Source organism: Bacillus gaemokensis (assembly GCF_001590835.1).
Classification (GTDB): Bacteria; Bacillota; Bacilli; order Bacillales; family Bacillaceae_G; genus Bacillus_A; species Bacillus_A gaemokensis.
In genome coordinates this window covers 85,389-110,876 of record NZ_LTAQ01000056.1, presented here as the reverse complement: position 1 = coordinate 110,876, position 25,488 = coordinate 85,389, and the positions used below count along the sequence as shown (strand labels likewise).

The window sequence follows — 25,488 nt, the reverse complement described above, 5'->3', positions numbered from 1 at the left end:
TTCTACACGATTTTGACTAATAGTTATTCACCGTCCTTTCCGTTCTGACTTCGTAATGCTCGTTCGATGTCGTCAAATAGAGCTTCATTAGCGTGTATCTTTTCGGTGATACGCTCACGTTCTTTTTCTTTCGCATCTATCATCTGAGCATTTTCAGGACGTTTATATATGTCGTCTAAAGACTTAACTTTCTCGCTTTGGGCATTTCGGTTAAATAACGCTTGGATACTAGCAATCTCGTAAGTATCTAAAAGACGCTCATGATATCCGGTAAGCATGATGTGATATTCTTTGATGCTTAATCGTTTTGCTCGTAACGCATCCATACCAAAATACCGAAAGCAATCGGCTTTTAAGTCGTCGACGTTTATTCGTACAGGCTCTCGAATGATTTCTTCTGTTCCTCCGTCATGCTCGCCAGTAACTTGTTCACTGTTTTCTGGAAGAAAAAACTATTGAGAACAACCGCCTTATTAAACTTTAGAACGTCATCGAATGACAATTCTTCAGATGCTAACTGACGTTTAATTTCTTCCTCAACGTCTTTTCTCGTAATTCCTTGTTCTGTGTGAATCAATGCGTAATAAATAACAGATACGAAATCGCCAATTTTCCCTTGCATCGCTTTCTGAACGAATTCAAAAGGGCCGCCATTTTCATCGATTAATTCAATCGCCTCTAATCCGTATTTAAGTTCGTACTCTTTTCCTTTTACTTCAAAACGCGTATATAATTTAGCCATATATAAAACCCTCCGTTATTTTTATTTTCGAAATTAAAAAGACGAGCAATTAAGCTCGTCCTATTTATGCGCTAGGTTTATCTGCAATATCTCCGTTTGGTGCTCCTGGTGGAACTGTTGCGACCGTTCCTACTGATAACGCGCCATTTAATTTCGCTTCAATAGAATACTTCGAGAATTCTTCGTTCTCATGCGATAACTCAACGCTACTTAGCATGAAAGTTCCGCTTTTTGCTTTAAAGGATGTTGTTGTAGCACTACGCAATGAAACCTCGTGAATTTTAACAAGTTTCTTATTCGTAATTGCTTCCTCGATATAATCTAACGCCTCGTCGCCCTCTGTACTAACGCCCTCGATAGATACTGCTTGTGTTACATCTCCGTAGTCACTACCGGATTTATCCTTCGTTTTTAACTCGATTTCGCCCGCTTCAATAGAACGTGAGCCTGACGTTTGGTTAAACAAGCGAACTGTTTTACTTGCGCCTTCTGTTTGTGGAATATCGATAAGGTACAACGTTTCTTTACCTTTAAACTCTGGTGATGGCATTTATATTCCTCCCTAGTTTTGTATAGTTATCGTGATAAAACTGCGATGTTTCGCCGTTATTTGTGTCCCGTCTTCTTGCGGAATTGGTTCGAACGATGAAACTTCCGCATATAAAAAACCGACTAGCGTAGGCGCTTTCGAACTTGTGTCGTACAAGTCGATAGGTCGCCTTTCTAGTCGGTCGATGATTCTATCTTGTAATTCATTTCGGTTAGATACTGTATCGGAATAAACTCCGATTTGTATTAGGTGGTTTCGTACGTAATTGTCTTTCGAATACCTGTCGATAGTTCCCGTTAAAGATTCAATCGTCAGAAACGGCTTTGCTTTTCCCATTAAAGAAACGCCGTCATATACCCAAGTAGTAGGTGCGAACTCCTCTAACGATTTTCTGAGAGAGTACATTACGTCATTTACTGTATACATCGTTATAAACCTCTCGCCGTTCGTTTCACTGTTTTCGCTAAATCGGATACTAACGGCTGCTCGCCTTCGAACATAGTCTTACGCATGAAACCTTTTTTCGTTTTGTGCGTGTATTCTTGAACGGCTGCATATTCAACAGGCGATCCATAAGACCAACCGGTTTGGTCACCGTTGAAGGCTTTTACGCTTGGTGGAATACTTCCCGCTAAAAGTCCATTATCAAAGGGCGCTCTATTCGAAGCTGTGTTCGCTTGTAATCTAGCGTGCTTCTCTACTGTATTCGCAACCGGTGTTTTATATCGATCAGGATTGGTCATACGGTAAATATCTTCCATACCTTTTATCCTTGCGCCAATCTTCATTAAATCACCCTCTTTACGACTATTTCACGACGGTTGATTCCGCCTAAACCTCGTTCGTCTATTAGCATAACTACGTATTTAATGCTGTTTCTTTCGAGGTATTCGACGTTATTCAAATCTATATCAAGGCGAAAAGTAACGAGCGCTTCACCTTCTTTTACGTCAGTACCCGCGAATTTCACGTTATCTTCAAGCGTGAATTTCTTCCAAACGACCTGTACCGTCTCTTTCGTACTCTCACCGCCAATTACTTCGCCCGTGATCGGATCTTCTTCCGTAATACCTTTTCGCCATAGAGTAATAGATTCACGGCGATGTTGCTCGATTAATTCACGGTTAGCTTTGATTTCTTCGATGTCTTTTTCGGTTAACACTCGTTATACCTCCTCGCCGATAATGTAATTTAAACGAGATGAGCACTGCGGATGCGGATTTATCAGTCGAGCTAGTAAACTTTCCGGAATCTTTTTCGGATATCTACCAGGACCTAAACCGTACTCATCTCGTCTAGCTAACTTGTAACACATATGCTTTGAGTGGTAGCGATGGCGATGTCCGTTATCGATTATCTTGTAACCTGTAACAATATCACTCTCGTTACCGTTATAGATTGTGGCTGCTCGGTGTGTATTGTTGCTCTCTGTAATTGCTACACGTTCGATTTTCCATTTCTCATTATCGTGTACTTCTCGTATTTTCTGAGAGATTGAACTAATGCTTTCACCTTTGAGTACAGCCGGTCGTATAACCTTCGCTAACTCTGCACGCATGTCACCTGCTAGATTCCACACTCGGTCAGACAGTATTAAACCATCATCCCCTACTCGTTTAATCATATCTTTCACAACGTGCTTATTTACGGAGTCTACAGCCGTTACGTTAAGAGGCGTTTCAACAAGTTTGGAAGTCGTCCATTTCGACGTATCTTTTATCATTTTTTCGAATGACGCTCCCGCTTGCTTGCGGAACTCCTTTTCGTAATGGTCTAAATCCCGTAATAAAGCGTTTAGTCTACCTCGTTTAATTACACCGTCTTTTTGATAGTCGTTAATTAAATCCAATAAAAAAAGACGGATCAGCATAATCGCCGTAACCGTCTCTTCTACTTGCTTTTCGTTCTCTTTTTCGTATTGCTTCGATATTTCATCGAGTGCTTCGTCAAATTCGTTTTGTAACTCGCTCATGGGCGATCAACTCGCTTTGCAATTCGAAAGGTAGAACCTGTACCGTCGTATTCCGTTCGTTTGCTGCGCCATAGATCATAATAGTGTTGCGCCAAGTCACGGTAATTCTTCGATACACTAGATTTATCTACGCTTTCTTCGCCATCTGTATATTTAAACGATGATGCTTCGCTTGTTGCTTTCGCCATTAAATCCACATAGCGATAATAAAACGTAACTAATTGTGCTTGTTTATCGTTAAGAACGGTTAGCGACGAAAAGCCATTCGCGATTAATGCTTCTTCGAATAACAAATCGTCGGCTTGCAACCGTTGTTTCAGTTCTTCTACGCTAATAAAACCTTCCGTCGCCATAGCCGTCACTCCTTTTATTCTTCCTTAGGTTTCGTACTACGCTTGCGTGTAGCGGGCTTTTTCGGTGCTGACTCACCTTTTTCACCCATAACTGCTTGCGTTTCAATAATTTCGACGTAGCCAATCGACGCTAAATATAACGCTGATTTTCCGTCGATTTCGATTTGTGAGCCGATACCGTGACCATCCACGATACCGCCCACTACTTTTACGTTAGTCATTAACCTACCGCTACGTCAGCGTGGAATAATAACGATGGTTTTTCTACGATTGGGAAACCTGCTGCCGCTACACGAAGTACAGATTCGATTGGCTCGAATTTATCGTAAGCTCGTAAGTCGATTCCTGGTTTGTAGTCGTTTTCTACCGTTGGGCCATATACGAAATTACCTAGACCTTCTGAAACGAATACCACACGATATTTAGGCATGAACTCAATTACTTCGTCTAGTCCTGTGTAAACGTTACGTACTGTAACCTTACGTTGTTCTACGATTTGAACTGGCGGTAACCCATAACCTGCTAAAACATCGTTAACTTCAGCAACTGATACACGTGTAACGCCATCTTTTGCTACACCGCGAGCTTCAGCGATGATACCTGCGTTCTTTTGTAACAACGCTTGTGTTTCACGAGACATAAGAATAACATCGGCTTTTTTACCGTTTGTATCAAGATATTTATCGTTCCATTCAATTAAGTTACCTAAAGCGTCAGCACTTGGATCAGTCCATGCGTTTGTTCCGGTTAAAGCAACTTTATGATCAGATGGAATACCGTAATCAACTACGATTTTCACTCCGTTTTTGTTGTAATCGAATTTACCTTTTGTCACAGCTTCTAATTTCGCGATATCAACACGACGTTGTAATGCTTTTACTAAGTCAGCGCCCTTAACGATTAATTTATCAATCATCGCTTTATGTTCAGCGTCAGAACGTGATTGATTTAACGCTAATAATTCCTCTTCCGTTGCGATATATTTAAGACCCATTTTTGCTAGTTCGCCCATTTTAGAAGCAACTGCATCACGGTCAACTACAGGTGGTTCTGCGCCGTATCCAATCATTGCCGCGATATGGTTTGTTTTCTTAATTACGTCGTAAGCAAATGTAGTCGAAAAGATTTGATCATTCGGTAAGAAACGATCCGCTAATGTTGGAGCGTCTAATTTTTCCTTCTCTAATGCGTCAACCAATCCGCGAAGTGCCGGTTTTTTAAATTCCTTTAATTCTGCAATACCTGCCATTTATATTCCTCCTCAATTTTCCGTTAAAATTCATAATAAAAAGCCGCTATATTAGCGACCTGGTTAAATATGTCTTACATACCGAATTAATGTTGTTGCTTTCTTAAATGCATCTGTTACTCCTACAAGTTTCGCCTCATATACCGAACCGCGTACGATTACTTGACCGACTACTCCATCGCTTTTACCATCGCAATCCCAATCGATGTCGAGAATCGCAAACTCATCGAATCCTGATTCAAGAGTACCTGCTGTTGTTTCTTTATACGGCTCAAACTTACCTGTAGTTTTATTACGGGCAATAGCCGTACCACATTCAACGTATTTTGCACCGAATTTAGTAGCGTCTAATGTCGCTCCTCCTTCGATATATTGCAAGTGCTCACTCGCTAAAATGTTCTTACCGCTTTTAAACGGTTGTTCTGTAAATTTCGGTGTGTAAATTGGCATTAATATTCCTCCTCATTTTTCCTTATAATTTACCGTTGGCTTTTAATCTCGCGTATAATTCGCGGCCAACATCTGCTAAATCCTTCGGTTCTGGGTTATCTCTTTTCGAATTACCAGGCGAAGGATCAACGCCACTTCCTAAAGGTAAAACTGCTAATTTTACGGACTCTAACGACTGCTTTAAGTCTTCGTCCGATTCGCCTTTTAACAGGTCTTTAATTAAAACGATTTGCTCCGGTGCATAACCAGCGCTTACTAAAATCGTTTCTTTCTTAGCTTCTAACGCTTTTCCTTTTTCTTCGTTTAATTGTTGTTGTAAGTTTTCATATAATTTCTTAAATTGTTCTTTCTCCTCTAATTCCTTACGTTCCGCCTCTTGACGTTCTTTTGCCGCCTTTTCATCAGCTTCTGCTTTCGCTTTTGCTAATGCCTCGCCAATCAACCGCTGAACATCTTCGTCAGTATGTGTTGCCGTTGGTGGCTCAGGTGGAGTTGGCGGGTCTTGTGGGTCGCCAGGATTAGGGTCAGAAAAGAATTGTAAGAAGCCGTATTCCGAATTTGCTTTCGGAATAATAAACTTACTCGGTTTATCTATATTCATTTATTTGTTACCTCCATTTTTGTGCGAAATAAAAAACGCCCCTAAGGACGTTACTCATGAAGCGATTTTATTTAGGAAAGAGCCCATCCGGTGCCAGGATCTTTAGAGTTTAGTGGACTTATTCCAGTCCCGGGATCGCATGAAAATTCAGGATTCCATCCTCCTGGATCGTGTACACCCGGCTCGCGTGTGTATGTAGTAATAGTTAACATAAAACCCCTCCAATGTAATATATTCACTTCCAACATATCACATTAAGAACATTAGTTCCACAGATAACTTTTATTACTATTCACTACCTCCGTATGGATCAGTTTGTTGTATTCGTCGTTGTTGTTCGTTTGATATCTCTTGTTTTTTAGCCGTAATGTTCTCTACACCTAAACGATTCATCGCACCAGCAATAGATTCAAAGCCTGCGGTCGTTTCTTCCGTTAACAATTCGACTAACTCTTTACGGTTATCTGGTAAAGGAAGTACGAATCGAATCTCATTGTCGTAATTTTCGCCGATAGCTTTCACGATTTGGCGGTCGTATCCGAATTTAGGTCGGTCAACCCTCGCCTGTAAGTAACGAATTGTCTTTTCGTGTAATTCCTCTAAGCGTGGACCCCACGATAACCAATGTTCTTCGGTTTCTTGAATAATGTCGTGAAACAGTACGTGTAATGTCTCGCTATTTAATCCCCCGAAGTTCATTTCGGACGGTACAATCTGCGGTAACGATGTGATTTCGTGTAATGCACCTTTTACCCTTGCGTATTGATCCTTAAACGCTTCTTTCCAACGGAAACCGCCTTCGACTTTCTTAATATCAGGTGTTACTCCGTCCATTCCGCCTTTTGCTTCGATAACAGCACCAGGAGCAATTTGTAATTTATCTGCTGTTCCGTCCGGTACGTTTAATAAAGCGGTCATCGAAAACATTTCGAATTTAAGCGAGTCAAGTGCGTCTTCGTTCATTCGATTTAATACGTCAGTTTGCTCTTTCATATCGTCAACTTCCGTATTATCTGCGTCAGATGCGCTCAAATCGTTAACTGGAAATAGTACCACCGGAAGGAAGTCGATACCCATTGCCGTTTTAGGCTGAATTTCCTTGATAACTTTCAGCGTTTTATCATAATAAGCTTCTTCGAGGTAGCATTGCCCTTCTTCGAGACTAAACGTTTGTTTGTAGATAACTTCCTCGTTATTTAGACGTTTAAAGTTAACAAAGTGTACCGCCTCTAGCTCATCGTAATCATCGTCCGAATAAATCGGTATTACTTCGGTGTCTGGACGGAAAACCCACTTGATTTTACCGTTCGTTGGATTAAAGGCGATTTTACAAGCGACTCTACCGACGATTAAGCGATCACGTGCGGCTTGAATTAACTTTTCACGCATCTTATTTTCTTTCCAAAGCTTGTATAATAACTTTTCGTAATCATTTGCACGTTGATTTTCAATCGTTTGCGCTTCGGATGGTTTATAATCCATACGTAACATTTCTTCGATTGAATCGATTTGCATTGGCGATACGGAAATACCGTGTTTGCCCGCCATTTGCCAACGTGCTTTCTCGTTAATTAGAACTTTAAAGTAATTCGTGGCGTATCGGGTTGGGTCGTAATCCAATCCGTCAGGTCTAGGCAAGTCTCTAGCTTTTACGAGTTGTCCTGTATTCGGATCAATGTGTTGTTTACCATCGTAATACTCGTAGTAACGAATCTGTCGGTTAATGCGATGCCACGTTTCTTTTCCGATAGCTTGCTGCCACGGCGAAAATAAAAGCTCGTCCATATTATTTGGATTAAGTATGTTGTAATCTGCCATAGGTAGATTCATCGGTTACCTCCTCTCTAATTTTCTAACGCATTCGTTTTGCTAACGTCCTTACTACTGCCGTACTGTTACCGGCTGCTGAAACGGCCATTTCTAAACTATCTGGTAAATCATCGTGCATGTTCGTTCCGTAGTACTGAAATTGTTCGAGTAATAACGAATGTCTTCTATCAAATTGGATTTCTCCGTTTTCTATTCGTGGTAATAAAGCTTCTAAACGTAATTCCTTACGAGAACGTTGCTTAATTTTTACTAATCGTGTGTTTGCCGGATACCCTAACGAAATTAATCGTTTTTGAAGCATATCGGCAAAGAACTCTTGTGCGGCCTGTGCTTCGACGGCAATTACATCTGGTCGAAAGTGTAGTACTTTATCGACGATTACTTTCATGAACTTGTCGGGGTGTAATCGTTCGCCATACGAATCGATAACGTAGATTGTATCCGTCTCTTTATGCTTGGCTACGATTGAAATTGCGGAATAATCACCGCGTTCTTTTCCCATCGCCAAATCAACTCCGACGGAAACGAAATATTCACCACTAAGGAAGTTACGGTTTATTTGTTTATCATTCCAGTAGTTGAAATTATCGGGATTGAATACCATAACTTCTTCGTCGATAGGATTATTTTGTAACTCAGTGTTAAACGCCTTACTGCCGTTGTCCCATTTGAATTTCATCAGCTTAAATACCGGCTGTACTTCTTCCCAAAGGACTTCGGCGCCTTCTATCATTTCGTCATGATTAGCGGTGAAGTACAGTTCAGCGTCTCTTGCTCTCGCTTTGTTCTCTCGGTCTTTATAAATACTTTCACATTCCGCCCATAAATCTTGTCTTGTAGGTGGTGTGATTAACGCTCTATATTTACGAGATTCAAAGTCAGAACGTCGCTCCATAATATCGATTAAAAGTGACTGCGGATGAACCGTCGTACCCATAAATACGATTGCTGTCCGTTTCCCTTCCGGATCACCTAACGGAATTACTACCTGAGCGAACCAATCTTTCAACTCCTGACGTAATTGAGCCGTGTTGGTATTACGCTTATCTTCTAGGTCATCACATACGATTAAATCCGGACGTTTACCGTTCCAGTTTCGGCCACGTAGTGCTTGTCCAGTAGAAGCCGCTTGTACTAACGTTAACAGCTTTTTATCGTCTTTCCCTTTCGGTTCCCAAGCGATGAACTCGGAAGTGTTGTCGCGAGGGTTCATTTGTTGCTTCGTATGTAACAACGGTCCGAAATCACGTCGTAGCTTATCGTTGGACTGTAACTGTAGCTTAATCCACTCTAAGTTAGCGCTAGATACCGAAGGAGTTTCCGAGATTAGGATGATGTAGGCTCTTTTCCGGTAACAAATCTCATGAATCGGAAAGGCCTTCGATAAGTAAGAAGATTTTGCATGCGAACGTGGTGCCGCGACTGCGACCCGCTTGTTTATCTCGTCGTTAGATACTACGTTCATAATGTCGCATATCTCTTCGTGGAAATGCGGCGCATATTCCGTAATGTTATCTAAGTTAAAACTATCCGGTACTTGAAATTCTGGTATCCAGTTACCGGTGTTGTCTTTATTTCGATTCTCACCGAAGTAATTGTAAGCGAAGAAAAGTAAGTCCGTTTCTCCTCGGTTTATATCTTGGAGACGGTTAAACTCGTGGATATACGTTTTCAGCTCGAGTTTTTCATCGTCAGTAAGTTTGTGTCTATTACGTACTCTAGGTACGATGTATTTCCGTAATTGATTGATTTTTTCTATTCGTTCTTTTCTATCGAACCATTCTTCGTTGATCCATGCGATATTAACCGTCTCCTTCCCTAATTTTTAATTGACTATGGAAAAATTAACCGTTATACTGAAAGTAACAAAACGAGATAACGTTACATTAAATAACTGGAGGTAATACTTATGGCTGGCATAGTTCAACCCATTCGTTCAAAACGAGATATCGATAAAATGAAAAAGGCGCTAGCTGGAAAACCGCGCGACTTACTGCTTTTCATATTCGGAATTAATTCAGCGTTACGTATTTCCGACATATTAAAGTTAAAAGTCGGAGATGTACGAGGAAAGGAATCTATTACGGTTAAAGAAACGAAGACTCGCAAGTCTAAGCGTTTCCGTCTAAACGATTCCGTTAAAAAAGCCGTCGTGGAATTAGTCCCAACAACGGCTGACGATAACGATTGGTTATTCCCGTCACGTAAGGGCGACAAGGCAATCTCTCGTGTTCAAGCATATCGAATTTTAAATACTGCGGCTGATCGTGCCGGTCTTAATATCGAAATAGGTACGCATACGCTAAGAAAAACATTTGCTTTTCACGCATATAAGAACGGTACTGATTTATCGCTATTACAAACGATATTAAATCACTCAAGCCAACGTGAAACACTCGTTTACCTTTGTATCGAACAGAAGCAAATTGACGATGTGTATATCGAAATAAACCTCTAAGGACTGCGTCTTGACGACGTGGTCTTTTTCGTTTTACACTTACGTAAAGTCAAACGTTATTTTTGATGCGCGGATTTCTCTCGCACCTGGCGAAAATATTTTATTTTTTACCGCCCCCGGGCTTTTTTTATTACGTATATTTCATACATTTTTTCGAATATGTAATGTAACAGAATCATCTTTTGTTACATTCAATTACGATTCAAAACGTTATTATATCAACGTTTATCGAAATATTATCGTTCATTTAATCGACAGTTATTTTATGCATTCGTTATATCAACGTTTGTAGCGTTCATTACATCGGTATACATTGCATAAGAACATGCATAAACTGTACGAAAAGTTTCGAGGGAACGTCCGTCTAGAGCGAGCGACTGATAACGTGGGAAGTATTGAGAAGTAAACGTGTCGAGTTTCTTCCTATTATATAGTACGTATTATTCCGCCTTCCCATCGTCATCTATCCTCGCTTCAAACGATGCAATCTCGTTATCTAATTCTTCATAGTTAATCTCGCCTGTCTTAGCCTTCGTTTCTACCTCTACCTTATCGGTAAGCATACCGTTAATTTGTAACGCTAACTTCGCCATAGCCGCATTACCATCTCGTATAGCAATCTCGGATAGTGAGGCGATTAACTCCGGTAGCTTATCCTGACTATTACGTACCATTTCCTTCTTTAACTCACGTTCGAATAACGGGTCCTTACGCCACTCCTGTAAAGTACGTCTAGTAACTCCACACTCATTCGCTATCTCTTCGTATGTCTTACCGTCTCTATTCGGTAAAGCCAGCCATTTAATAGCGGTTAAGTGTTCCGTGTTTAATCGTTTTAACGCCACGTATTACGTCCTCCTTTCCGTTTAATTAACCTTCGCCTTTATATATCGTTCTGCAATTATCGTTAGTACAAATAATCTCGTAAGCACCGTATTCAACACCGCTTGCTATTACGTCCTTACCTCCGCATATATTACAGGTTAATCGTTCTAACTCCGCTTTCTTTATACGCTCCTCTTCTTCATAAGTCATTAACGCAATGCACCTCCGTACTATAATAATCCGTCCCACCAATACAGTTATGGTTTATCTTTATTACTATTTAGCGGAGTATCTTTTATATAAGTACTTTATCGACTATATAAGATAGTAATTCTTTTCGATAGAAAAGGATTACCGGTAAGTATGAACGTTAGTGAATACTTACCGAATATCTCTTGTTCTTTTAATCTCTTAATAGTAAATCTTTATAGTAAGTCTATGTAGTAAATATATATACGGAGTAAAAAGTACACACTCAATGGGTAAAAATTACTCATTCAATGTGTAATAATTACTCATTGGATTAATCGTATTACAAATACGCTATGATATCGATGTTGTCTACACTACTATCCTGACTATCTTCGTATCTAGCCTTTCTTTCGTAACGTTCTTTAACGTCTTTCCCCGTTGTCACTTCCGCTTTCTGACGTTTTTCCCACGCTTGTGGAAATCTCGAATAGAATTCTCGTTCATCTTCTATCGGCTTAAGTAACGTATAAGTATCGTTTGTACTACCACCACGTTTACTTACTTCGATAAGTTCAGCGTCTTCTAATACACTAATATGTTTACCGACTGTTTTTCTCGACATATTCAACGCCAATCCAATCTGATCATGTGTAGGAAACGCGTAACCATATTGCGGATTATACATAGCGATAATGTATCCGTACACTAATACGACGTTACCGTTAAATCCAGGTAAGTACGTATAGTGACGCATTACAACCGTAGGTATAGCTGTGAATCCTTTCGATAAATCAAACGGTAGTGCACGTTGTTTTTCGTTTTCCATATTCAATTCCTCCATATAAAATATATTCGATATAACCAAACTACTTAACGTACTAAAAAAGCTACTTAGGCTTATTCGCTGCCCAAGTAGCTAGTGCATCGTCTAATTCTGGCGAACTCTTATACTGCCAAAACTTACGTAATGTATTTTCGTTTAATGCCATGCAGATATAACGTACACCACGCTCTCGCAAGAATACGTGTAGCGCTGGCGAATAACAATAGAAGTACTCTTTGTTTTCCATATATAAAACCTCCGATAAATTAAAGTAAAATAGAAAAAGACGGTCGCAATGACCGCCTTAATTTTAATTGAAATATTCGCTTGTTTTAACGGCACGACTCGTAAGTCCGTCGGTTAATATATCTTCAAATTCGTAATTGTAATCGTCTGCCTCTTCGTATGTATCGAACGTTAATACTTCAGCGCTACCTTCTTCGCAAAGTAAGTATACCTTACCGTCTGCAGCGTCTTTGATTTCGATCGCATAATTATCTACCATACTATCGTCTCCTCTTCGATTATAATACGTAAAAAAGACGCCCTTGATGGACGTCATTTAATAGGATACAAAATGATATAATAATTAGTAGTTAAACGATAGATAAACATCTGTAAACTATAATAAATTGACCAACAAACCAAATTCTTCATTAATTTTCTGATTTGCTTCCACTTGTTTATTTTTCAAAAGATTTTTATCATATTCAGCAAAAAATAGCTTTATTACTTTACTCAACTCCTGATTAGAGAAAACAATATCCTCCAAATTAATTCTTTTCTTCTTAATCATAATAGTTTGTTTAATAATGTTTAGAATTTCTCCATTTCTCGCCGTCAAATAAACCCCACTATATAAATTATTCGTTCCTATCCCCATTGTCTGCCTTATAATATAACAATAATATTTAATTTTCTGCTCATCTAATTCGATTATTTTAGATAATACCAATACTAAATATTCTCCGATAAGTTTCTTATCCTTTTCATCTTCCTTAGTTCTTATATATAAAGTCGCCAACTTAGAAGCAACTATCAAACAAGCCAGGTATATTGAATTATTATTATAATCATTTAAGAAATACAGTAATCTCCCTTTCTTCTCTTCCTGTATCAATAATAACAACAAATCACTTAGTGGAATCCCTACTAAATATACATCTTCATTATATTTTTTAAGTTCTCTACGGACCTCAAAATATTTTATCTCAGGTGGGAAGTATTCCGCTATACCCCACGGCATCATTCTAATTTTTTCGAAGTACTCATAAATTTTCCTTGATTTTTCTAAGTCAGTAAAATTTTTATTTTTATCAATCAGATTATAACAATCTCTCATAAAATTACCATATAAAGGTTTTAAATAAAGCATACTTTTCGTTTCCCCTAATTTTCCTAATCGTGTGTAGGAGAAATCATTGTTAAATCTGAAGTAACCATATCCCATTGTAACTTCTATAGAATTTAATATTAATTCTTCACTCTGTTCAATGGTTACTTTACTATCTGTCGCAGAAATACTTGTCAAGATTTGCTCTAGGATTTTGTTGATTCGAAATGAAGATAAATAAACTTCGTGTCTAATGAACAGACTAATCATTCTATTGTATTGATTAAGGGCTTCTGTATATAGTCCCTTTTTTACTAACTCTTCAATAGCTGAAACCCACATTAATATGATATCAGGTTTGCTTGAGATTTCAGTATAGTTTTCTTGAACTTTACTTTTATAGTTTATCAATGATAAATTCGCTATTCTCTCGTATATGTAAAAGTTTCTACGATATTCTATATCTCCTTTTAGAATTTTTTCTATAGCATCTTCATTTAAATCAAATAGATACTCTGAAAATTCTTCCTGCACCCCTATCTTCATTCTCGGTTTACGTACTATCTTTATATTTTCAGTGTAATACATACTAGCAACCTTATTAACACTTAGCGTTTGGCTGTTGGAATAAAGGATAATTTTGATAACAAACAAACTTAACAAAAACAAAGTTATTAGAAACACATTAAAAATTACACTAGAAGAACTGTCGGTAATATATATCCAAATATTAGTAAACAAAAGACAAAATACAGAAATACTTATAAATATAATATTCCCTAAAACAGACTTAGCAAAGGCAATTTTATAAATAGAAATCCCAAAAACTTTTTCTTTTTTAAGATTGGTTATTAATGAAAACAAAGACAAAATAAGAAAGGTTGTGCTGATTTGTGAAAACAAAAATTGTCGATTTAGTGTTTCATCAGATATAGTAGGTATTAGACTCAAAATTCCCTCTAACCATTCCCAATTCAAAACCCTGAATTTTTGTAATAATATCGTAGTTATCAATACGACTATTCCTATTTCTATATATCTGACAAAGGTAAACAAAGAATAGGTTATTGGGTATCTTATCTTCCTCTCCACCTTAAAATATACTTTTCGAAAAAAGTTTTTTATGTCTCTCATCTTGCGCTTTATTTTTTGATACTTCCCCAGTTTATATCCCTCTCTCTCTTTATAGAAAAACACTTGATCTGATGTTCAAATCCAGTATTCACCTAGAATTTATCATGTTATTTAATTAGGATAATATTGTATTTTTTATTTTAAGTCTTATTTTGTCGTTTGTCCATAAAAGCTGATGTAATCAAAAAAAGACCGCAATATAAGCGGTCCTGTGCATTTTTTCTGTTGCCGTCCTTGAGGCTACTTTACAATTCCCCCCTAACAACATAATTCATAATAGGCTGTATCCGTGTAAACTCCCTGTACTTCGCCACACGTTCCTTATTCCTTGACTTTGTGGTATCACTTCGTAACATTTCATTAATCGTACGCTTTCTTCGTCTAGGTATACCGTGGTTAATCGAATCAGCCGCTAAACCAAAAGCCGCCTTTAACGGAACTTCACTGCCATTCCCCTTCCGCTGACGAGTACCTTCCTGCCTACGTTGTATTTGCGTATCACTCATAATCGGATATTCATTGTTCCGTACTTTCATTCGATCTGTATCGTGCAACTCCTCGTATAGCAACAAGTCTGCTAATCGCTCGAGTTGTTTTGATTCTGGTCGTTCTCCCACCACTTCCACATAAGCGTCTGTAAGCGATTTAATTTCTTCTGCACGTACATCTCTATTACTAATCGCGCCAGAATCACTTTCTCGGTGAGTGGTAATTAGCGTATTTACGTACGTTATGAACTGCGTTTTGTAATCTCCGTTTGTATCGAATTTATAACCCATTAAGCGACCGCCTTTCTTTCGGTACTTACTACCGTTAGTTTATAGCCTTCATCTGACCAGGCCCATCGTTCGAATACTGCCGCTATCTTTTGCGCTAACAACCGCTTATACAAATTAACCGTAGGTGCCGTTATACCTAACGAGATTGCCACGTCCCGCTGTTTCATATCTTCGAAATATACTAATCGCAAGACTTGACGCTGCCTATCCGTCAAGTCCGCGTTTGCAACGGCCGTCTCCATATCCATTAGTACATCCGATGCAGCATAATCACCGTTAAACCTACGCTCTTGCATATACGGTAAATGCCGTAGTAGTAAGTCGATTGACTTCGGATTATCCAATGCGTAATTATGTTCAATACGGCGGTGTGCCGCTTCATTATCGTATTTGCTGACGCCCATTTACTCACGCTCCTCTTTCCGTCACATAACGACTGCCTATCTCGTTATGTGCTAAGTATTTCAATAAGCGACTGCCAATCGCTTACCCGCTACTGAGAACGCTTGACAAGGAAACCCACCGACCAAAACGTCATGATCCGGGACATCTCCCGCTGCGACCTTCGTCACGTCACCGACTGTTTTATGTCCGTAAAGCACTTCGTAAGCTTGATTTGCGAATTTATCAATCTCGGAGGACATAACGCATTTTCCTCCGAGTTTATCCATCGCTTGTTCAAATCCGCCCACGCCGCTAAACAACGATACGTATCTAAATGTGTTATTCGTCATAGAATCGCTCCCTTTATTCGATATAATTAAAGACCAAGTTCTTCAGCAAATTCCCCCATATCAAATCCGACTAATTCCTTACCGCTAGGAAATACGGTTACAGGTGCGCTCATGTAACCTTTGTCTGCCATCCAGGCTACATGCGATGGGTCTTCGTCGATATTGCGAGTTTCATAGGTTACTCCTGCGGCGTTTAGTGCCCATTTTACTTGATCACAGTTTGGACAAGCATTTTTTGTGTAAATGATTACGTTAGTCATTTCTATTCCCCCATTACGTTCGACTTGTGCTCATTTCTCTTTTGTTCAATAGTCATCGTTTTACCACCTAAATAACGCTTCGCTTTCTTTATAAACGTAATGAGGCCCTTTGTCGTTCCTTCATACCTTAACGATTGTTTCCATCTATAATGACGCATCTCTATTCCTCCTTATCTTTTGCCTTACACGTCTATATACAAGTAAGAGTCTCAATCTCCACAACATTTATTCAAGTTTTGCAATAATAGTCATACTACTTATTTACGAAAAGACAATCATCTAATTGGTGCGGAATTCAATAGACTATAAAAAAGTTAATTTAAACCAAGGAGTGATATATATATGTTTCGTCGTCCAACTTGCATGGAAGCTTGTTTAAATAGTGGTCAAGATTATTTTAGCTGCTATATATGGTGTGACCCACCCGCTTCAGTTCCTACCTATCCCCACTTAATGCCAACCGCTTATCAAGCACCCACAGTACCTTACGGCTTAAGTCAAGCACCCACAGTACCTTACGGCTTAAGTCAAGCAACACCTTACAGTTCACACCTATATCCGTTTCATACCTACGGTGGTGGGATGCCTGACCGTTGGGAATGTTATCGTCGATGTAGAAGAAGTGGAGGAAGTGCTGCGAGCTGTTGCTATTACTGCGAAATCTGTTAACAGCTACACCTCCTAATTATGGTGGATACCTTTTGGCGCAAATTCTATAACTGACTTCAAATCGCTAAAAGCATCCGCCATAATCTCCCTATTACTAACCGTCCGCACTCCGATATCTCGCATAATCGCATCAAACTGACCGTACATCTCGCTGATACTCCCAACGTTATTAATCTCGTAATCTACCTCGAAAGTATCAATATGACTTTCGGTTTCATGTGTCAGGTCAGCCTCGGTAAATACATCTCCCGCACTACGTGCCCTACCAATACGTAAGTCATCCGATGCGTTTACTCGGATAATTACAAAACCTTCGTCCCTTAAACGCTGATATTCATTCGGTTGTCTCACTCCGTTTACTAGCACTTTCGACTTGTGATTCACTTTATTTAGCGAATCCTCGAAACAATACTCGTGTACTTTTGCCATCGTCAACTTCACCCAAATATCCGGATCAATCTCACGTAACCACTGACCGAACTTTTGATAGTAAGCACGCGGTTTCGGGTCGCGTGGGATGTGTGGAAACAATCGATGGAACTCGTCCTTTAATACCGCTGAAAAGTCGAACTCCTTAAAGCCGTATAGCATCCAGGCGTAATGCGATAACTCCGTTTTACCACTTCGGGCTTTGCCCGTAATAGCGATTTTCTTAGCGTTACATAACAAATCACACACGCCCTTTCGTAAAAGATTCAACGATTGCTTTAGCAGATTCGATATCTAAAACGTTGATGTTAGCGATATTAATCGTGATATTCTGCGGTGCTCTCGTTGCCGTTAACTCGTCTATCTTTCCGTCAAGGAATACGATATCTTCACGTACTAAATCTAATTGTTCGTCTAGGGCGTTTACACCGCCGACAGCTTTCGACGCATCACTTCTAGCGGATTCAGCCATTTGTGAGAACGTTATGATATTTCGGTGGTTTTCTTCTGTACGTTCTGCTAGGCGTGTTAGTTTCGTTTTAATATCGTCCAGTATGTCAGATAAATAAGGTAAAGGAGCAGGCGTTTCGCTTTCAATAGGTTCGACGATTACGAATTCGCCAATTTTAAGACAATTATCCCTACCTTCCTTATCGACGAACCTTACTGCATTTACGTCTTCAGGATCATAGCTAAGAATCCTAGTAAGTGTATGAACTTCACCCTCTTCGTAACCCTCCCCATCTTCCCAAGCGTCAACAATTAACACCGTATCTCCAACCACCGGATATTTCGTTAACTCGCGATATCTCTTTCCGTCAACCTCGTAGATATTTCCGTCTTTACTTTCGATTTTAGTTATCTCTGCCATATTAACGTCCTCCTTAGTTAATTAGGTATAAAACACTTAACACTAACGATGGTGAGAAAAGCACTATCGTTGTAATTCGTACTGCTAGTTCGTATTTTTCATTCGTTGTTACCGCCACAATAAACATTAATGAAATTGCGATAACTATCCATGCTAATACAGTCATTTATTTGCCCTCCACGGTTACTAACTCGTCAATACTTACTGGAAATACATCTTTCGTTAATTCCAAAACAGCTTTCGCATATGCTTGGATTTCAACTTGTGCATCGTGCGCTAACCGTTGATTAAGGAAATGAACAACTGATTGTAAACTAGCAGTCCAGTAATAACGTACGTACATTCCGTAAGCTGGTAGGAATAATCGGGCCTGTTCGGCGCAAATCCCTTCGTTAAGTGCTTGGCTATATAGTTGTTCTCCTTTTTCGATATATTCCTCAAGATACTCAGTGAAGTATGATCGCGAATCATCTGCTGATATTGTTTCCCCGCTTCCCTGCTTACTGTTCTCAGGTGCTAAACGCCACTCATCAATATTAGGTACATAAAACGTCGGCTCTTCCGTTACATAACGTCTGCTAGATTCGTTCCAGGCATCCATCGTATGATCACTACCGACGATATACTTCCAATGTTGGCGTGCTACCATTAACGGAGCATAAATTTCGAACTGTAACGTAGCATGTCGAAACGGTGACGTATGTCCTTCTCTCGCTAAGAATTTGATTAAACGGATGTCCTTATCGGTCAATTCAGTTGATTCCTTGTCGTAGCTAACACGCGCACTATTTACGACAGATAAGTCACATCCCATTGTATCTACTAATCTAACGTAACCTTTGTCTAGTACATTAATAAGCATCTCCATCTACTCACTCTCCACTTTAGTTTTCAATTCGTCCCTAATCCGTTCATATTCCGCTTGTTTATTCTGTAGTTTAATATCTAATATTTCGGCCTCTTCTTCTGTTCTACACTTACGGAATCTACTGTACATTTCCGATATCTCGTCCTGTAACTGACGCATTTTCCTATTCGAATAGTAACTTACGTATTCTTCCTTGCACTTCGGACAAATAAAGTAATGTTTATCTATTCGATTAGGTAATCGTTTTTGGCGAAAAATCACTGTAAATATATGACCGCATTTCTCACATCGTGATTTAACGAGATTTCCCATCACTTAACGCCTCCATTTTCGAAATCAAATGCGAGTTGTCCTGATATACCTACATGATCAGTACCGTTAGCCCAATCGATACCTACCTCGTAACCTTCCTTTGTACTCGTCCCATCCTGCCTTGCGTGATTCTCTCGATTCTTCTCTAAGTAAATACGATAAATATCTTCTGCTGATAAACCGCATTTAAGCGAAAGACTAATCAAGAAATGCCACATGTCGATTACTTCGCCTTGTAACGCTTCCTTATCGATTGGTTTCTCGTTCTTCCACCACTTCCAATTTACTTCGCGTCTAATTTCGTCTATCTCACTTTCCATTGCAAGCGTGATACCTACGACCCATTCATCGAGTGATTTTTCGATGTTTCTTTCGGAGATAATTCGATTATCTAAATCGGATTGTAATGCGAATAATTCGCTTAATTTGTCGGTCATTGTGCGTCCTCCCTTTGCTTACGTAAGAATTCTTCGATTAATCTAATACGTTGTTCAAATCTTTTTCTCGCGGACTTAATAGGAAATGGCCCGACTCCTTTGTTCGTTAGTGACGGTGAAAATACGATTCCTAGTCGGTGGAGTACGTATTTCATTTCGTTTCCCTCTTTGTAAACATTCGTACTGTAAACGAACACCATATACCTAGGAAAATACCAAACGTAATTGTTTCCCAGCTTTTAAATCCGTGCTCAATTTGCAAATGACTAACGAGCATTATAAGTACCATTGCGGAAATAGCTGCTTTAACTAAACCTTTCATTCCGTTTCCTCCTTCGGATTTTCCTTCGTAATAATTTCCTTATCAATTAAATACGCTAGCCCTATCGCACACGCATCGCTTTCATCACTTGTCTTAAACTCGCCCCACTCAACGTACTTCCTCACGCCAGCCTCGACCTCTTCCTTTTCCGCTCGTCCCTTACCGAGTAGTTTCTTCTTAACAGAAGCCTGTCCGATGCTATCGTCTACCTTTAAACCGAAATCATTTAACGCACGATCCACCGCATTCCAAGCGCTAAATACCGTATAGTTCGTATGTGGTATTTTGCTAGCGAATCCCTCCCGGACTATCAAATCGTAGGGCGCGTGCTTGCGAATGAACAAGTGCACCCATGCTTCGATGTGTTTAGTTCGGAGTGCGATTGGTTCAGTCGATTTTGTCTTAACGTGTGATACGTCGACTAACTTAGGTTTACCATTGATTACATCGATTACTGCAATACCTGGGCAACCGAGCGATGTGTCGATAGCAAGAGTGCGAAAGGTTTTTTTACTTCGAGCCATCGTTACATTCCCTCCCGTACTTTATCGATAAACTCCAACGCACCGATATACGGAGCTTTCTTCGTATCCGATAAACTCGAACGTTTCACTCGACTGATCTTCGTTTTGATTTCCTCGTACTCTTCGTCACTTAGCGACTGAGCACACGCTGTCTTGAAGTTGTTAAACATCCAGTGCTCGATATCTAGTTTCGGAGGTTGCTTCGTCTTAACGGCCGCTACGATACTAGCAAACTTGTCCAATACTTCGTTACGCATGTCGTCTGTTACCGCAATACCGAACGCCCTAAAATCCGGATATTTCATGTAATCCTCTTCGCTCATATTCCATGCTTTCTTCGATGCGTTCATGTAAAGTACGATGTAGTAATCTAAGTCGTACATTAACGAGTAGCATGTAACTTGTTTGACGTGATCGGCGCCAGGTTCGCGCAGTGAATATTCAGAAGTTCTGCTATACGATGTCTGTTTCGATTTTATTTCGAGTCCGACGCGTGTAACCACGCCATTCTCATCGGTATATTCTAGGATTCCGTCACATGTGCCGATTAATGAAAAGCGTTGACCATTATGTTCGATTACCTTTCGTGTTTTAACGAAATCCTCAAACGCTGGATATCCGTCATTTGTACGTTCAATTTTGAAACGTGGTTTCTCACCGGTGAACTTTTCGTAGTGTCGTTCCGCTAGTAAAATATCACGCTGTACTGCATCGCCCACTGACGTGCCAAGAAATTGCCATCTTCGTTGCCACGGTTTGACTTCGGCTTGATCGCGCGGACTTCGTAACGCCTTTTCGTAAAGCTCCCTCGGACAGGAGTTAGCTGACGAAGGAGAGAAATACGGAAGACTGCGATAGTCTAAATAGCCGCCTTTGCTTAATACTTTCGCGTAGCTTTCGTGGAGCCAGACGTCTAAAGGCGTGTCGTAAGGCTCCGTATATGAATGCCACGTTTCGAGGAAGTTACGGAATTCCTCTGCGATTTCATAAGCGAATGTTTCTTGCGTGTTCTGACGTAGTAATTGCGCTGCGTTAGTTTTCGTTACAATAAGTCATCAGCTACCTTTCGAAGAGTATACGTTGTATTCATGGTAGAAATAGTAATCATCTTACCGCTATCCGTTTTATCGATGTATTGAACTACCGATGTCACTAAAACATAACCACTTGTATCAGCGTATGGTAGAATCGCTCCGTGTCCTTTTTTCAGCGTGTGTATAGTAATTTGTTTACCAAGACGAGCTAAATCGTCTTCTTTCTTACCTTTATAACGTTCTATATTAGTAATCTTATAAACAGCCAATTTAACGCCTCCTATTAAATTAAATTTTCCATAATTCACTCGAAGCCATTCTTTCATAAGCGAACTGAACATCGATCTTTTTCGGTCGTAACATAAAATGCCTATATGCCGCTTCCATTTGTCTCGCTACTTCGGTAGGAGAGCCTCCTCCTGTACCTGCGCCAAGAGCCGGACAGGCTACCGTTTTCACATCGAGGTTCTTCTCGATTTCATTTAACATAGCCTTCATAGCGAAGAACATATTCATCGTTTTTGAGATATCACGTGGCAATCTCATTGTAGGTGTATGAGCCAAGTAAGGAATACGTTCATGATTCGTCTCTACAATAAAGCTTGTACCCACTGGCTGTTCTCCCATGAAATTATCGATTATATGCTGCCGTACTCTATCTTCTAAATCCTTACCGAAGTAATCGATAATAAGCTGATCCATACCACCGTCCATTAAACCGAATGAATTGGCGGGACTTACTAAGCAATCGACTTGATCTAACGACTCGAACCTTCCGTAGTACACCGAAACGTTTTCCCAGCGTTCAAACCTAGATTGAAACGCGTCATACATTTCGCTTGTTACCGCAAGTAGTGTAAGTTTCTTTTCGTTTGCTGACTCCGGAGTGTATAAATCTAACGGTCCCCTAAAGAGTTTTATCACCTTTTAGCACCTCCTTTAGTTCTTTATATCGATGTCCATCAACGAAAGCTCCGAACGCTAGTATTGAGGCACCTAGTAGTGCAAGTTTGTAATTGCCGTCCTTTAAATCGAGTAATGTATAGACGAAAATTCCTCCCGAAAGGAAAATGCTTAAAGTGTACCATCTTAACGATTTCATACCGTTCACTCCTAGTCTTGATTTATTAAAACGATTGCCGGACCGTTAACCACAATCCCTCCGACCTCTATCTTTTCGTAAGGCTCGACCTGGACGGTGATTACGCCTTGTCGTCGTTCTAATTCCTCGCTTAATTCTTTTGTAGATACTTGCGTTAGGTTCATTTAGTTACCCCACTATCTAAACTAATGTCATCTAATGAAGTCCAATATTCTTCACCACCAGATTCACGTACTCGAACGTCTACTCCGTGCGAGCCCTCTTGTGCATCTACTACCGTAAAACTTTTAGTAATTGTCCCTGTATCACCGATTAAATCTTCTCTTTTCTTAATTTGTGATCTCATTCCGTTTCCTCCTCTTCGTTAAACCACTTTTCGATACTCACTTTTTCTAACCATCGTTCTGGATTTATCTCAACGTCACATCTGACGGGAACTAATAATTCAACTGCGTTTTCCATCGTAGTTTTTAATTCGAATAATGCTTCCTTCGAAATATCTCTCGGACACTCAAATAATAATTCGTCATGTACCTGGAGTAATATATCTACGTTATATTTCGGTAAAACATTCTGTAAATCTACGATTGCTTTCTTTAAAATCGAACCGGCTGACGCTTGTATCGGAAAGTTACCTGCCATACGATCTGCACGGAAATGTAAGAAACGATCTTTCGACTTGTACTCGGTGTGTAACCGACGTTTCCTACCGAAAATATCCGTAATATACCCTTGCTTACGGGCCAATAGTTTCTGCTCGTCCATATATCGTTGAATCCCTTTGTAACCTTTGAAGTAGTTATCAATAATTGTTTGCGCTTCAGTTCTCGTAATACCTAACGTATCGGCTAACCCTTTGTCGCTCATTCCGTATACAATACCGAAGTTAACTACCTTAGCTTGCTTACGAAATTTCTGTTCCGGTGAACCGTCTGTATCTTTATTTGCTTCGATATCCTCATACGTATATTTACCGTTACTAATCATCGCTGCCGTAGTCGAGTGAATATCGCGTCCTTCCTTGAACGCCTTGATTAGTTCCGGTTCTTGTGCCATATGCGCTAATACGCGTAATTCAATTTGCGAGTAATCTATAGAAACGAGTATTTTACATGCACTCGATGTAAACAGGTGGCGTATCTCAGGACGCTTTGCGGGAATTTGCTGGGTGTTTGGCGATTTGCATGTGAACCGTCCTGTCGCCGCTCCGTACGTGTTATGCCACGGATGTATTTTGTTATCGTGTTTGATTTCTTTCGGTAACTTTTGTGTAAATGCTTCACGTAGTTTACTGACGCCTCGATAATCGAGAATCTTAGAAATTACAGGATGTTTCCCTTTCAACTTCTTCAACGCTTTGACGCCTGTTGATCCGTTTTCTATATCCGGTAACTTTAAATCTACGAATAATTTTTTCTTCAATTGCACTGGTGAACCTAAGTTAATTTCTTCGTCAAATAATTCGTATATCTCATGCTGTATTTCCGCTTCCTCTTCAGCCAGTTGTTCGTCTAATACATTCGCTTTTTCTTCATCGAAGTTGATACCGATCAAATCCGACTTAATAAACTGCCTACATACGGGCATCTCTATGTTAAAAACGAGCGACTTAATTTCTTGTAAATCCTCTCGTTTGTCAAACCACTCCATAATCCAATCGTAAAGTTTCAAGGTTTTTTCCGTATCTCCCGCTGCGTACACTAACGCTACATCTAACGGAATCTGATTAAACGGAGTTTTACCGAATAACTCATCGAAATTATCGCTAGGCTGACGTAACCAATCCGTTATTAAATCCTTTAACCTATGGTTTCGATTTTCGTCTAATGCCATTGCCATAATACGTGTATCTGCATGTAAATTATCGATTAAGTTTATTCCGTAACGCTGCATAAACCATTTACAGTCAAAAGGTGCGTTGTGCATTACGGTTTTCACTTGCTCCAATACAGGTTTAACGTATTTCAATAAAACATCTTCGCTTAAATTCGGGCCTTCTTCGTGATTCAACGGTACATAGTAATTGTGACTTCTCGTTGTTACCGAAAAGCCAGCGACTTCACCTTTCCATGGGTCTAACGCTCCGTTATCCTCTCCGAATGTCTCACAGTCAAATCCGACTAAATCGGACATTTTCATATCGTCTAACATTTGCTTTAATACTTTGCCATCGATAACTAATACGTAATTATCCGGTGTAGCCAACACCATTTCACGTATCTTATCTTCTCTCTTATGAGCATGTAACGTTTTCCATAATCGTAAAGCTTCCGCCTTACTAAAACGTTTAGCGAGGTCGGAAGGGCTACGACCAATTTCGCCCTTCTTCATCGCTTCTTTTACTTCCGCAAGTCTCTGCCTATCAGACTCACTGTTCTTCATCGATAGAATCCGTTGCCACGCGTCTTCCATCGTTTCGGTCGCCTTTGCCTTTCGCTCGACCGCTTTTTCCACTCGTTCTTTTACCGCCGCTTCGTCCTCAGCACCTGGTATTTTTAAGTTTAACGTTAATTTCGGCGTCATAACTTACCGCCCCGTTTCCTTACAATTTAATCGGTAATAAAAACTCGTTACTATTTCATGGTGTTCGTCCGCCCACCCTTCGAAACAACGCTTATCGCAAAACGAATTACCT

Annotated in this window: 41 protein-coding genes; 1 reads left to right on the top strand and 40 read right to left on the bottom strand. The window is 39.8% G+C overall.

The features are described from left to right. Positions 1 to 23: 23 nt before the first annotated feature. From AZF08_RS23730 to terL, 14 genes are all read right to left on the bottom strand, one after another. On the bottom strand, positions 24 to 278 hold the full coding sequence (locus tag AZF08_RS23730; RefSeq protein WP_033677318.1) for a hypothetical protein: 255 nt from the start codon (positions 276 to 278) through the stop codon (positions 24 to 26). Positions 279 to 367: 89 nt separating this feature from the next. Continuing rightward, the gene (locus tag AZF08_RS23725; protein WP_033677320.1) at positions 368 to 742 is read right to left on the bottom strand and encodes a tail assembly chaperone; all 375 of its coding nucleotides are present in this window, start codon (positions 740 to 742) and stop codon (positions 368 to 370) included. Between the two features lie 64 nt (positions 743 to 806). Continuing rightward, positions 807 to 1,292: a phage major tail protein, TP901-1 family gene (locus AZF08_RS23720; protein WP_033677321.1), complete on the bottom strand. Its 486-nt coding sequence runs from the start codon at positions 1,290 to 1,292 to the stop codon at positions 807 to 809. A 12-nt stretch (positions 1,293 to 1,304) separates the two neighbouring features. Then, on the bottom strand, positions 1,305 to 1,718 hold the full coding sequence (locus AZF08_RS23715) for a hypothetical protein (protein WP_033677324.1): 414 nt from the start codon (positions 1,716 to 1,718) through the stop codon (positions 1,305 to 1,307). A gap of 2 nt (positions 1,719 to 1,720) precedes the next feature. Further along, entirely contained in the window at positions 1,721 to 2,080 is a 360-nt protein-coding gene (locus AZF08_RS23710) for a hypothetical protein (RefSeq protein WP_033677326.1), read from the bottom strand. After that, positions 2,080 to 2,454: a hypothetical protein gene (locus AZF08_RS23705; RefSeq protein ID WP_033677328.1), complete on the bottom strand. Its 375-nt coding sequence runs from the start codon at positions 2,452 to 2,454 to the stop codon at positions 2,080 to 2,082. The genes AZF08_RS23710 and AZF08_RS23705 overlap by 1 nt, the downstream gene beginning before the upstream one ends. A 3-nt stretch (positions 2,455 to 2,457) precedes the next feature. After that, on the bottom strand, positions 2,458 to 3,264 hold the full coding sequence (locus AZF08_RS23700; RefSeq protein WP_033677330.1) for a phage protein: 807 nt from the start codon (positions 3,262 to 3,264) through the stop codon (positions 2,458 to 2,460). Next, a complete protein-coding gene (locus tag AZF08_RS23695; protein ID WP_033677332.1) occupies positions 3,261 to 3,617 on the bottom strand; it encodes a hypothetical protein in 357 nt (118 codons plus the stop codon). Before AZF08_RS23695 ends, AZF08_RS23700 begins: the two co-directional genes overlap by 4 nt. Positions 3,618 to 3,631: 14 nt before the next feature. Beyond that, positions 3,632 to 3,838 carry a hypothetical protein gene (locus AZF08_RS23690; RefSeq protein ID WP_033677333.1) on the bottom strand — a complete coding sequence of 69 codons (207 nt, stop codon included), beginning with the start codon at positions 3,836 to 3,838 and terminating at the stop codon, positions 3,632 to 3,634. Continuing rightward, positions 3,838 to 4,866 carry a major capsid protein gene (locus tag AZF08_RS23685; protein WP_033677335.1) on the bottom strand — a complete coding sequence of 343 codons (1,029 nt, stop codon included), beginning with the start codon at positions 4,864 to 4,866 and terminating at the stop codon, positions 3,838 to 3,840. Before AZF08_RS23685 ends, AZF08_RS23690 begins: the two co-directional genes overlap by 1 nt. 63 nt (positions 4,867 to 4,929) lie before the next feature. Beyond that, positions 4,930 to 5,316, bottom strand: a complete 387-nt coding sequence (locus AZF08_RS23680; RefSeq protein WP_033677336.1) for a hypothetical protein — start codon at positions 5,314 to 5,316, stop codon at positions 4,930 to 4,932. Positions 5,317 to 5,338: 22 nt separating this feature from the next. Further along, the gene (locus AZF08_RS23675; protein WP_051725886.1) at positions 5,339 to 5,917 is read right to left on the bottom strand and encodes a hypothetical protein; all 579 of its coding nucleotides are present in this window, start codon (positions 5,915 to 5,917) and stop codon (positions 5,339 to 5,341) included. Positions 5,918 to 6,205: 288 nt separating this feature from the next. Further along, positions 6,206 to 7,702, bottom strand: coding sequence for a phage portal protein (locus AZF08_RS23670; RefSeq protein ID WP_235604086.1), 1,497 nt, complete (start codon positions 7,700 to 7,702; stop codon positions 6,206 to 6,208). Between the two features lie 67 nt (positions 7,703 to 7,769). After that, positions 7,770 to 9,212 (bottom strand): phage terminase large subunit, encoded by a 1,443-nt coding sequence (terL, locus tag AZF08_RS23665; protein ID WP_051725888.1) that lies wholly within the window; start codon positions 9,210 to 9,212, stop codon positions 7,770 to 7,772. A 444-nt stretch (positions 9,213 to 9,656) separates the two neighbouring features. Here terL and AZF08_RS23660 point away from each other — a divergent pair, with 444 nt between their 5' ends. Continuing rightward, entirely contained in the window at positions 9,657 to 10,205 is a 549-nt protein-coding gene (locus AZF08_RS23660) for a site-specific integrase (protein WP_033677342.1), read from the top strand. A gap of 440 nt (positions 10,206 to 10,645) precedes the next feature. Here AZF08_RS23660 and AZF08_RS23655 read toward each other — a convergent pair whose 3' ends face one another. The 26 genes from AZF08_RS23655 to AZF08_RS23550 all read right to left on the bottom strand — a co-directional run bounded on the left by AZF08_RS23655 (position 10,646) and on the right by AZF08_RS23550 (position 25,376). Beyond that, positions 10,646 to 11,050, bottom strand: coding sequence for a phBC6A51 family helix-turn-helix protein (locus tag AZF08_RS23655; RefSeq protein ID WP_033677344.1), 405 nt, complete (start codon positions 11,048 to 11,050; stop codon positions 10,646 to 10,648). A gap of 512 nt (positions 11,051 to 11,562) precedes the next feature. Next, positions 11,563 to 12,048, bottom strand: a complete 486-nt coding sequence (locus AZF08_RS23650; protein WP_033677346.1) for a winged helix-turn-helix domain-containing protein — start codon at positions 12,046 to 12,048, stop codon at positions 11,563 to 11,565. Positions 12,049 to 12,109: 61 nt separating this feature from the next. Then, positions 12,110 to 12,292, bottom strand: a complete 183-nt coding sequence (locus AZF08_RS23645) for a hypothetical protein (protein WP_033677348.1) — start codon at positions 12,290 to 12,292, stop codon at positions 12,110 to 12,112. A gap of 63 nt (positions 12,293 to 12,355) precedes the next feature. Continuing rightward, positions 12,356 to 12,607: a hypothetical protein gene (locus AZF08_RS23640; protein ID WP_235190098.1), complete on the bottom strand. Its 252-nt coding sequence runs from the start codon at positions 12,605 to 12,607 to the stop codon at positions 12,356 to 12,358. 60 nt (positions 12,608 to 12,667) lie between these two features. After that, complete coding sequence (locus tag AZF08_RS23635; protein ID WP_153019585.1) at positions 12,668 to 14,392, bottom strand: hypothetical protein; 1,725 nt, start codon at positions 14,390 to 14,392, stop codon at positions 12,668 to 12,670. A 365-nt stretch (positions 14,393 to 14,757) separates the two neighbouring features. Then, positions 14,758 to 15,291: a hypothetical protein gene (locus AZF08_RS23630; RefSeq protein ID WP_033677354.1), complete on the bottom strand. Its 534-nt coding sequence runs from the start codon at positions 15,289 to 15,291 to the stop codon at positions 14,758 to 14,760. Further along, the gene (locus AZF08_RS23625) at positions 15,291 to 15,695 is read right to left on the bottom strand and encodes a sigma factor-like helix-turn-helix DNA-binding protein (RefSeq protein WP_033677355.1); all 405 of its coding nucleotides are present in this window, start codon (positions 15,693 to 15,695) and stop codon (positions 15,291 to 15,293) included. The genes AZF08_RS23630 and AZF08_RS23625 overlap by 1 nt, the downstream gene beginning before the upstream one ends. Positions 15,696 to 15,755: 60 nt before the next feature. Further along, positions 15,756 to 16,025, bottom strand: coding sequence for a DNA cytosine methyltransferase (locus tag AZF08_RS23620; protein ID WP_051725889.1), 270 nt, complete (start codon positions 16,023 to 16,025; stop codon positions 15,756 to 15,758). A 26-nt stretch (positions 16,026 to 16,051) separates the two neighbouring features. Then, positions 16,052 to 16,285: a glutaredoxin family protein gene (locus AZF08_RS23615; protein WP_033677357.1), complete on the bottom strand. Its 234-nt coding sequence runs from the start codon at positions 16,283 to 16,285 to the stop codon at positions 16,052 to 16,054. A gap of 2 nt (positions 16,286 to 16,287) precedes the next feature. Then, a complete protein-coding gene (locus tag AZF08_RS30920) occupies positions 16,288 to 16,443 on the bottom strand; it encodes a hypothetical protein (RefSeq protein ID WP_167332928.1) in 156 nt (51 codons plus the stop codon). Between the two features lie 523 nt (positions 16,444 to 16,966). Further along, entirely contained in the window at positions 16,967 to 17,623 is a 657-nt protein-coding gene (locus tag AZF08_RS23610) for a nucleoside/nucleotide kinase family protein (protein ID WP_033677358.1), read from the bottom strand. A 1-nt stretch (position 17,624) separates the two neighbouring features. Beyond that, complete coding sequence (locus tag AZF08_RS23605) at positions 17,625 to 18,254, bottom strand: hypothetical protein (protein ID WP_033677360.1); 630 nt, start codon at positions 18,252 to 18,254, stop codon at positions 17,625 to 17,627. Between the two features lie 13 nt (positions 18,255 to 18,267). Beyond that, positions 18,268 to 18,420: a hypothetical protein gene (locus AZF08_RS30915; RefSeq protein WP_167332929.1), complete on the bottom strand. Its 153-nt coding sequence runs from the start codon at positions 18,418 to 18,420 to the stop codon at positions 18,268 to 18,270. After that, entirely contained in the window at positions 18,421 to 19,122 is a 702-nt protein-coding gene (thyX, locus tag AZF08_RS23600) for an FAD-dependent thymidylate synthase (RefSeq protein WP_033677362.1), read from the bottom strand. Then, entirely contained in the window at positions 19,123 to 19,434 is a 312-nt protein-coding gene (locus AZF08_RS23595) for a hypothetical protein (protein ID WP_033677364.1), read from the bottom strand. After that, positions 19,434 to 19,871, bottom strand: a complete 438-nt coding sequence (locus AZF08_RS23590) for a dUTPase (RefSeq protein ID WP_033677365.1) — start codon at positions 19,869 to 19,871, stop codon at positions 19,434 to 19,436. Before AZF08_RS23590 ends, AZF08_RS23595 begins: the two co-directional genes overlap by 1 nt. Continuing rightward, positions 19,868 to 20,026 carry a hypothetical protein gene (locus AZF08_RS30910; protein ID WP_167332930.1) on the bottom strand — a complete coding sequence of 53 codons (159 nt, stop codon included), beginning with the start codon at positions 20,024 to 20,026 and terminating at the stop codon, positions 19,868 to 19,870. The genes AZF08_RS23590 and AZF08_RS30910 overlap by 4 nt, the downstream gene beginning before the upstream one ends. After that, a complete protein-coding gene (locus tag AZF08_RS30595) occupies positions 20,023 to 20,193 on the bottom strand; it encodes a hypothetical protein (RefSeq protein ID WP_156029165.1) in 171 nt (56 codons plus the stop codon). The genes AZF08_RS30910 and AZF08_RS30595 overlap by 4 nt, the downstream gene beginning before the upstream one ends. Beyond that, a complete protein-coding gene (locus AZF08_RS23585) occupies positions 20,190 to 20,717 on the bottom strand; it encodes a crossover junction endodeoxyribonuclease RuvC (protein WP_033677367.1) in 528 nt (175 codons plus the stop codon). The genes AZF08_RS30595 and AZF08_RS23585 overlap by 4 nt, the downstream gene beginning before the upstream one ends. 2 nt (positions 20,718 to 20,719) lie before the next feature. Then, positions 20,720 to 21,067 (bottom strand): hypothetical protein, encoded by a 348-nt coding sequence (locus AZF08_RS31590; protein ID WP_235190099.1) that lies wholly within the window; start codon positions 21,065 to 21,067, stop codon positions 20,720 to 20,722. A 692-nt stretch (positions 21,068 to 21,759) separates the two neighbouring features. Then, the gene (locus AZF08_RS23575; RefSeq protein ID WP_033677369.1) at positions 21,760 to 22,020 is read right to left on the bottom strand and encodes a hypothetical protein; all 261 of its coding nucleotides are present in this window, start codon (positions 22,018 to 22,020) and stop codon (positions 21,760 to 21,762) included. A gap of 19 nt (positions 22,021 to 22,039) precedes the next feature. Continuing rightward, on the bottom strand, positions 22,040 to 22,675 hold the full coding sequence (locus AZF08_RS23570; RefSeq protein WP_051725891.1) for a macro domain-containing protein: 636 nt from the start codon (positions 22,673 to 22,675) through the stop codon (positions 22,040 to 22,042). After that, on the bottom strand, positions 22,659 to 22,853 hold the full coding sequence (locus tag AZF08_RS23565) for a hypothetical protein (protein WP_033677371.1): 195 nt from the start codon (positions 22,851 to 22,853) through the stop codon (positions 22,659 to 22,661). Before AZF08_RS23565 ends, AZF08_RS23570 begins: the two co-directional genes overlap by 17 nt. Positions 22,854 to 22,864: 11 nt before the next feature. Further along, positions 22,865 to 23,017, bottom strand: a complete 153-nt coding sequence (locus tag AZF08_RS30235; RefSeq protein WP_033677373.1) for a BC1881 family protein — start codon at positions 23,015 to 23,017, stop codon at positions 22,865 to 22,867. Further along, the gene (locus AZF08_RS23555) at positions 23,014 to 23,199 is read right to left on the bottom strand and encodes a hypothetical protein (protein ID WP_033677375.1); all 186 of its coding nucleotides are present in this window, start codon (positions 23,197 to 23,199) and stop codon (positions 23,014 to 23,016) included. The genes AZF08_RS30235 and AZF08_RS23555 overlap by 4 nt, the downstream gene beginning before the upstream one ends. Further along, complete coding sequence (locus AZF08_RS23550; protein WP_033677377.1) at positions 23,196 to 25,376, bottom strand: DNA polymerase; 2,181 nt, start codon at positions 25,374 to 25,376, stop codon at positions 23,196 to 23,198. The genes AZF08_RS23555 and AZF08_RS23550 overlap by 4 nt, the downstream gene beginning before the upstream one ends. Between the last annotated feature and the right edge of the window lie 112 nt (positions 25,377 to 25,488).